Here is a 7,448-nt window from a genome sequence, read left to right as displayed (position 1 = left end):
CTGGGCGAAGGCGATGAACAGCAGGGTGGTGATCAGAAGCGGCGGGTTGTCGACGGCATTGGCGAAGACATCGATGGGATCGGCGACGCCGGTGGCGCCGGAGACCATCAGCCCGATCAAGCCCATGAACAGCGTGCAGGGCAGGATCGACATGGCGTAGAGCGTGGCCAGAAGTCCCGGCCCGCTGCCGTGCTTGAGTTCGCGCGAGTAGTCGCTGGCGTTGAGGATCATGGTGCTGTAGATGCCCAGGAACAGCATCGTCGCGCCCCAGAAGGGTAGCCCCCAGGTGCCATCGATATCGATCAACTGCTCGCCGATCACATCGCCGTACTTGTCGAGCACGCTGAAGAACATGTAGACCAGCGAGGCCAGAATGAAACCGCTACCGATGTTTTCCAGCCACTTGATGCCCTGGAAGCCAAACACCGACAGGGCGATCTGCAAGAGCTGGAAAGCGATGAAGTAGAACACCAGGTTGTCGAAGCCCAGCAGGGTCGCCGACACGGCGTTCAGGGCGCCGGCACCGATCCAGCTCTGGAAGCCGTACCAGACGATGGCCGGCACCGCGCGCACCAGGCCAGGCAGGCGTGTGCCGGTAAAGCCGAAGGCGCTGCGTGCCTGGACCATGAAGGGAATGCCGTACTTGTAGCCGGCGGCGCCGTTGATCGTCAGCGCGACGCCGATCACGAAGCAGCCGATGGCGATGGCCAGCGACGCTTGCAGCAGATTGAGCGTGCCGACGATGCTCGAACCCATGGCGAAGGTGCCGATGGATACGCAGCCGCCGAACCAGGCCAGTAAATAGGAGATGCGCCCCATGATGCGGGTGCGCTGTGGGGCCAGGGATTCTTCCCCCGGTGCCTTGCCGGCAGGGCGCGGCCCTTCCGACGTGGCGGAGTCGCTTGTCATGACGCTTTCCTCGGGCGGGACCGGATCCCGCGGTTTGTTGTTGTGCGCCCCGCTGGGGGACGTCCGAGTGGCGTAGCGTGCTGCTGTTTATCTATCGGTCGGGCGTCCTGGTGTTGTGATTATTGGCAAAAGGACGCCGGCGATGGTGTAGGCTCGAGCGTTAACGCATATGGATCGTGGTGCTGAAACGTGGCTCCCCCCGTTTGCGGGCCTTAGCGTGATAAATGGGCGAAGTGGCCGGTGAACGCCTTGGGACGTGGAAAATCCAGGTCGCCATGCTTGCTGGTGCCGAGCCCCAGGCCGACCAGCGCCTCGGCCAGTTTCACGGCGGCAGTGACGCCTTCGACGATGGGAATGCCCACCGCTTCCTCGATAGTGGCGCGCAGGTCGGCCATGCCGCCGCAGCCGAGGACGATGGCACCGATGCCGTCTTCATCGCGGGCGCGACGACAAGTCTCGATCACGCGGGTCAGCGCTGCATCGCCGTCGTCTTCCAGATCGAGTACGGGGATCTCCGCTGCGCGCACGCGGCGGCAGTGATTAGCGAAGCCGTAGGCTTGCAGCAGATGCTCGGCAATGATGCCGGTACGCCCCAACGTCGTGACCACCGAGAAGCGCGTGCTGATCAGGCTGGCCATATGGAAACCGGCCTCGGCGATGCCCAGCACCGGGGCGCGGGTCATTTCGCGAGCCGCCATCAGGCCGGGATCGCCGAAGCAGGCGATGATGTAGGCGTCGCTGCCGTCGCGCTCGCCCTTGGCGATTTCCTCGGTGACGCCCACGGCGCTGATCGCCTCGTCGAAGTGACCCTCGATGGACACCGGACCGCTTTCCGGCTGCGTGGCGACGATCCGTGTACCCGGCGCCGCGATACGACTGGCGGATTCATCGATGCGCGTGGTCATGCCGGTGCTGGTGTTGGGATTGATGAGATGCAAGCGCATGAGAGTCCTTGAGCGCGAGGTTTCGCCTCGGATGCAGTATTTTTGTCTACAAAATTTCTAGTATTGAATACAAAATAAGTCAATGCCCAATCGTCGTCGCGTCAGGTGAGCACCAGGCCACCAGTGCCTTGTGTCGCCGGTGGACGGTGGTTGCATGGACATTTCATACGCCTGCAAACGATGTGATGGCGATTCCAGGCGCTCGGCCAAGGGATTGATTTTTTGTATACATCAACGCACGCTAAGGTAAATAGCTGATAGAACAAGAAACGGGAGTCTTCATGGGCATGGCATCATCCTCCGATCCGTCCGCCGTTTATCCCCGCGACCTCGTCGGCTATGGTCGCACACCGCCTCAGGCCGATTGGCCGGGCGGGGCACGTATCGCGGTGCAGTTCGTCCTCAATTACGAAGAGGGCAGCGAGAACAGCGTGCTGCACGGCGACAGCCACTCCGAGCAGTTCCTCTCCGAAATCGCCGGTGCCGAGGCCTACCCGGATCGCCACCTGAGCATGGAGTCGATCTACGAGTACGGCTCGCGGGCGGGCGTGTGGCGCGTGCTGCGAGAGTTCGAACGACGCGGGCTGCCGCTGACTGTGTTCGGTGTCGCCATGGCGCTGGAACGTCATCCCGAGGCGGCACACGCCTTCAAGGAACTTGGCCACGAGATCGCTTGCCATGGCTATCGCTGGATTCATTATCAGAATGTGCCGGAAACCGTCGAGCGTGAGCATATGCAGCGCGCCGTCGAGATCTTCCGAACGCTCTACGGCGAGGCTCCGTTAGGTTGGTACACCGGCCGTGACAGCCCCAACACGCGGCGCCTGCTGCTCGACCAGGGTGGTTTTCTCTACGACAGTGACTACTATGGTGACGATCTGCCGTTGTGGAGCGACGTCAAAGACAGCCAGGGCCAGACGCACCGCCACCTGATCGTGCCCTACACGCTGGATACCAACGACATGCGCTTCGCCTCGCCCACCGGCTTCGACCACGGCGAGCCCTTCTTCCAGTACCTGCGCGACGCCTTCGATGTGCTCTATGCCGAAGGCGCGGAAACCCCCAAGATGCTCTCCATCGGCCTACACTGCCGGCTGATCGGCCGCCCTGGGCGTTTCCGAGCGCTGCAGCGCTTCCTTGATCACCTCGAGGCCCACGACCGGGTGTGGATAACCCGGCGTGTGGACATCGCCCGCCACTGGGCTGAGAAGCATTCGGGGTAGGCCTCGACAGGCGAGGAAACTGGTGTATCGATGCGATGGCAGCCGGGAGGCTGCCATCATCATCTGCCTTTCGTTTGCGTCACGCGTGCTGTCTCATGGTGCGATGCCCTGGCCGGATGCACCGGATGTGGACATCTGGCGCGAATAGCGCACGATAAAATGTTAGCCCCGATTTTCGATATGAGCGCTAACCTGCTGAATTGATGCCGCTAATGGCAATGTTGGCGTCGAAATTGCTGTTTAAGTAGAGAAACGAATGTTTCGTCAAGCGAAGAGAAGTCGACAAACGTTTCTCTAACTGCACAACAAAGTAGACTCCTTCAGGAGATTCAGTATGTTCGCTATTGCCAAGAACCGGTTCTATAGACAGGTCGTGCTGATGCTATGCGGCACCCTGCTTGCCGGTATTGCTGCCGTCTCGGCCCAGGCCAGTGACCTGGAGACTGTCGAGCAGCGCGGCACGCTGCGTGTCGCTGTCCCGCAGGATTTTCCGCCATTCGGTTCAGTAGGTACCGATTTACAGCCGCAGGGCTATGACATCGATATGGCCCAGTACCTGGCCGATCAGATGGATATCGATCTGAAGCTTGTGAAGGTCACCAGTGCCAATCGCATACCGTTTTTGCAGACCGACAAGGTCGACCTGGTGATTTCCAGCCTGGGCAAAAATCCCGAGCGCGCCGCAGTGATCGACTTCACCGATGCCTACGCACCGTTCTTCCTCGGTGTGTTCGGCACGCCCGGTGCGGATTCGATCGATGAGGCGGCTGGTCTCTCTGGCAAGACTATCGGGGTGACACGTGGCTCGGTCGAGGATATGGAGCTGTCCGAGTTGGCACCCGATGATGCCACCGTCCAGCGCTTCGAGGACAATGCCACCACGATCTCCGCGTTTCTTTCCAGCCAAGTCGATTACATTGCTACCGGCAACGTGGTGGCAGCGCAGATCGCCGAGCGTAATGCCGAGCGGGCGCCGACCATGGTGTTCCGGATCAAGAATTCGCCCTGCTATATCGGCCTGACTCAGGACAATGAGGCACTGAAAAACCGCGTCAACGAGTTGATCGAACGAGCCAAACAAGACGGTACGCTGGAAACGATGTCGCAGAAGTGGTTCCACACCGCGCTGCCTGACGATCTTTCCTCCTGAGTGGATGATTCGCCATGACCCTGGATTTCTCCACGTTATTGCCGTACACGGACGAGATCCTCAAGGGGTTGATGACGACGGTATGGCTTACCGTCGTCACCACCTTCGTCGGGATCGCGCTGGCGATTGTCGTTGCCTACGTTCGTGATGGTGGGCGGGGTATCGCCAGCCGCTTGTTGGGTGCTTATGTCGAGGTGACACGCAACACACCGTTCATCGTTCAGCTGTTCTTCCTGTTTTTCGGGCTGCCGGCACTGGGCGTGCCGATCAGCGCTACTGTAGCCGCTCTGTTGGCGATGGTGCTGAATCTTGGCGCGTACACAGCCGAAATTTTGCGCGCGGGCATCGACTCGACGGCGCGCGGCCAGCATGAAGCTGCCCGTGCGCTGGGGCTTTCGCGGCTGCAGAGTTTCCGACACGTGGTTCTGGTGCCAGCCTTTTCGCGGGTTTATCCATCGCTGATCAGCCAGTGCATCATCGTGATGCTGGGCTCGGCGGTGGTCTCCCAGATTTCGGTGTTCGATCTGACCTACGCCGCCAACTTCATCCAGTCGCGCAACTTCCGTGGCTTCGAAGTCTATCTGGTGGTCACGCTGATTTACCTGTTGCTGGCGGTGGGCTTGCGGCTGGCGTTCGAATTCGTCGGGCGGCGTCTGTTCGCGTTTCTCCAAGGAGGATCGTCATGACGGATTTCACACTGTGGGACATCGTACGCAACCTGCTTTTGGCGGGTCGCTGGACGGTGGTGCTGTCGCTGATCGCTTTCGCTGGTGGCGCCTGCGTCGGTTTGATGTTGACGCTGCTACGCATGGGCGGCTTATGGCCAATCCGCTGGCTGGTTCGACTCTACGTCGACCTGTTTCAGGGCACGCCGCTGCTGATGCAGTTATTCTTGGCCTACTTCGGCGCTGCCGTGCTGGGCTTCGACATCTCCGCCTGGACCGCAGCCAGCGTAGCGCTAACGCTCTTCACCAGTGCCTTCCTTTGCGACATTTGGCGCGGTTGTGTCGAGGCAGTTCCCAGCGGGCAGTGGCAGGCTGCGCGCGTGCTTGGCCTCAATTATCTGCAGTCGATGCGCCACGTCATCCTGCCGCAGGCGCTGCGCCTGGCCGTGCCGCCGACCGTCGGCTTTTCCGTACAGGTCATCAAGGGCACCGCGCTGGCGTCGGTGATCGGCTTCGTCGAACTGACCAAGGCCGGCACCATGCTCAACAACGCGGCCTTCGCCCCCTTCACCATTTTCGCACTGGTGGCGCTCGGATACTTCATCCTTTGCTATCCGCTGTCCCGCTATGCCCGTTACCTGGAGAGAAAGCTCTATGGCGCTGGTAGCCGTTAACGACCTGCATAAATCCTTCGGTGACCTGGAAGTGCTCAAGGGCATCGACCTGGAGATCGAGGCCGGTGAGGTGGTCTCGGTCATCGGCCGCAGTGGCTCGGGCAAGAGTACCTTCCTGCGTTGCCTCAACCAGCTCGAGCATCACGACTGGGGTACCATTCATCTAGCCGATCAACGTCTCGATGGTGGCGCGATGTCGCCGGGAGAGCTGAGCCAGAATGTCGGTATGGTGTTTCAGAGCTTCAACTTGTTCCCGCACAAGACGGTGATCGAGAACGTCATGCTGGCGCCAGTGGTGGTCAAGCAGACGCCTCGCGCCGAGGCGCGTCAGATCGCCGAGCAGATGCTCGACAAGGTCGGCATGCTGGAAAAGATCGATGCCTATCCGGCGCAGCTTTCCGGTGGTCAGCAACAACGCGTTGCCATTGCCCGCGCCTTGGCGATGCAGCCCAAGGTACTACTGTGCGATGAGGTAACCTCAGCGCTCGATCCTGAGCTGGTGGGTGAGGTGCTGCACGTGCTGGAAAGCCTGGCAGCGGAGGGCATGACGTTGATTTTGGTGACGCATGAAATGAAGTTCGCCCGCGATGTCAGTCATCGCGTGGTCTTCATGCATCATGGGCACATCCATGAGGCGGGTGACCCGCAGACGCTGTTCACCCAGCCCAAGACACCGGAACTTAGCCAGTTTATCGCGTCGATCCTGTAGCGGCGGCCATTCTATTTCAGGGTTTACGATAAGGAACGTCAGCATGCAGGCGCATATCGGTCGTCGACTACAGCAGCATTTTTCGGAATTGGGCCCGCAGGAGCGCCGGGTGGCGGACTTCATTCTGGCGCATCTCGAGGACCTGGCGGTCTACAGCGCGACCGATCTGTCACGCCTGAGCGGTGTCTCCAAGGCGACCGTGACCCGATTGTTCAAGCGCTTGGGCTTTGATGACTTCAAGGCGGTCAAGGCGCATGCCCGGCAACTGCGCCATTATGGTGTACCGTTGGCATCCAACACCGAGACGCTGGAAAACGGCATCGAACGTTTTCGACGTCATGCCGATCGCGAGCAGAATAACTTACGCCAGTGTCTGGAAGGCCTTACCCCGGCGCTTTTCGATGCGGTGGTCAGTGCGCTGGATGAAGCACCAGAAGTGGCCGTGGTGGGTTACCGCAACAGTTATCCCGTCGCCCTGCATTTTCGCCAGCAGTTGATTCAAGCACGAGCGAACGTGCGGTTATTGCCGGCGCCCAATCAGTCGCTTGCCGAGGAACTAGTTGAACTTGAGCCGGGGACGCTGATCGTGCTGATCGGTTTTCGCCGCCGTCCGCGATTGTTCGAGACGCTGATTGATGCACTCGCCCAGCGTGAACAGCGCTTGTTGCTGATCGGTGATCCGACGACGGCAAAGTATGATGATCGGGTCACCTGGCGGCTGGAGTGTGCGCTGGAAACGATCTCGGCCTTCGACAGCTATGCCAGTGCCATGAGCCTGGTGAGTTTGCTGGCCAATGCCATGCTTCATCGCCGGCTCGCGCAGGGGCGGGCGCGAATCGGCGATGTCACGGAGCTTTATCAGGAGTTGGAGGAATTAGCCCCCTGAGATATCCCGGTGCCAAAATGATAAGCAAAAACAGAACGTGTGACGCCGGTGCTCTGCCGGGTCGCGAGGTTTGATTGAGGAGAAAGCATGCCACAGCGTACCGACACATCTCGGCACACTTACTACGCCCCCCATGGAGGGCTGCCGCCGCAGAGCCAACTGATTCATGGTCGAGCGGTGTTCACCGAGGCGTATGCGGTGATCCCGAAAGGCGTGATGAGCGATATCGTCACCAGTTTCCTGCCGCATTGGGAAAAGACGCGGTTGTGGATACTTTCGCGGCCGCTT

Annotated in this window: 8 protein-coding genes and 1 pseudogene; 7 read left to right on the top strand and 2 right to left on the bottom strand. The window is 60.3% G+C overall.

The window, feature by feature from the left end; genetic code table 11:
* Both OP495_RS15765 and OP495_RS15760 read right to left on the bottom strand, forming a co-directional pair.
* Nucleotides 1–909, bottom strand: a 909-nt coding sequence (locus OP495_RS15765; protein WP_280570634.1) for an NCS1 family transporter, incomplete at its 3' end; no start/stop codon positions are given.
* Nucleotides 910–1,121: 212 nt separating this feature from the next.
* Complete coding sequence (locus tag OP495_RS15760) at nt 1,122–1,853, bottom strand: aspartate/glutamate racemase family protein (RefSeq protein ID WP_280564636.1); 732 nt, start codon at nt 1,851–1,853, stop codon at nt 1,122–1,124.
* A gap of 287 nt (nt 1,854–2,140) precedes the next feature.
* Between OP495_RS15760 and puuE the strand changes: the two genes are divergently transcribed.
* From puuE to OP495_RS15725, 7 genes and pseudogenes are all read left to right on the top strand, one after another.
* Nucleotides 2,141–3,076, top strand: a complete 936-nt coding sequence (gene puuE, locus OP495_RS15755; protein ID WP_280570633.1) for an allantoinase PuuE — start codon at nt 2,141–2,143, stop codon at nt 3,074–3,076.
* Nucleotides 3,077–3,410: 334 nt separating this feature from the next.
* Entirely contained in the window at nt 3,411–4,226 is an 816-nt protein-coding gene (locus OP495_RS15750; RefSeq protein WP_280570632.1) for a transporter substrate-binding domain-containing protein, read from the top strand.
* A gap of 14 nt (nt 4,227–4,240) precedes the next feature.
* Nucleotides 4,241–4,912, top strand: coding sequence for an amino acid ABC transporter permease (locus tag OP495_RS15745; RefSeq protein ID WP_280570631.1), 672 nt, complete (start codon nt 4,241–4,243; stop codon nt 4,910–4,912).
* Nucleotides 4,909–5,565: an amino acid ABC transporter permease gene (locus OP495_RS15740; RefSeq protein ID WP_280570630.1), complete on the top strand. Its 657-nt coding sequence runs from the start codon at nt 4,909–4,911 to the stop codon at nt 5,563–5,565. The genes OP495_RS15745 and OP495_RS15740 overlap by 4 nt, the downstream gene beginning before the upstream one ends.
* A complete protein-coding gene (locus tag OP495_RS15735) occupies nt 5,546–6,274 on the top strand; it encodes an amino acid ABC transporter ATP-binding protein (protein WP_280570629.1) in 729 nt (242 codons plus the stop codon). Before OP495_RS15740 ends, OP495_RS15735 begins: the two co-directional genes overlap by 20 nt.
* Before the next feature lie 43 nt (nt 6,275–6,317).
* Entirely contained in the window at nt 6,318–7,160 is an 843-nt protein-coding gene (locus OP495_RS15730; protein WP_280570628.1) for a MurR/RpiR family transcriptional regulator, read from the top strand.
* Nucleotides 7,161–7,247: 87 nt separating this feature from the next.
* A pseudogene (locus OP495_RS15725) lies at nt 7,248–7,448 on the top strand ((S)-ureidoglycine aminohydrolase); the annotation flags it as partial.

The sequence above is a fragment of the Chromohalobacter sp. 296-RDG genome, from assembly GCF_029889885.1.
GTDB lineage: Bacteria > Pseudomonadota > Gammaproteobacteria > Pseudomonadales > Halomonadaceae > Chromohalobacter.
Note: the sequence above shows the minus strand (reverse complement) of the source record. Positions and strands in the feature narration are given on the sequence as shown.